Source organism: Cupriavidus sp. 01L43 (genome assembly GCF_056399925.1).
The window spans coordinates 1-582 of the sequence record NZ_JBFTSH010000055.1 but is presented as its reverse complement, the minus strand read 5'-3'; the positions used below and the strand labels follow the sequence as shown (position 1 = coordinate 582).

The 582-nt window shown below is 63.9% G+C and carries 1 protein-coding gene; it reads right to left on the bottom strand.

Translation table 11 applies throughout. The features are described 5' to 3' along the window. Window positions 1-581: contractile injection system protein, VgrG/Pvc8 family (locus AC1DP9_RS27750; RefSeq protein WP_477109077.1), on the bottom strand; the 581-nt coding region annotated here is incomplete at its 3' end. Window position 582: the final 1 nt, after the last annotated feature.

Below are 582 nucleotides of genomic sequence, written 5' to 3'. Positions count from 1 at the left end.
TAATGGTCGATGTCGTCACCGAAGACGATCATCTCGCCAAACTTGCCCGGGGTGAAATAGGAATAGATGCCGGATTGCTCCATCAGCAGCCGGATGTAGTCCCAGTCGGACATCCGATACTGCATGCGGAACGCAAGCTGCGGATACTTGCGCCGCAGCCGGAAGATGAACTGGTGACCCTTGAGTTCGTGCCGGCGCAGGATCGCCTCGATGATCTCCGGGAAGGTCTGCCGCTGGTAGATGCGGCGGGCCTGCGTGAGGCGCAGGCGTGCAACAAGGGGCTCTACCACGATCTCGTAGCCACAGAAATCGTGCGTCTGGCGGGTCTTGCTGAACTGCGTGATGCAGCCGGCGAATTGGCGTGGCAGCGCGCCGTCGGCCGGCGCGATGGAAAACGTTGCCGCTTTGCCCAGGTAGTCGGCCTGGTTCAGTACGAGCGGGTGCGTGAGCTGGATGGTGACGGCGTAGGGCTCGCCCAGGCGTTCCACGGCCTTGAAGGAGACCACGGACAGCCCCGCCGCGCTTGCCGCGCCGGGCACCGCCAGGAAATAGGCCTGACGCCCGGTCAGCCCCTCGTCCAGC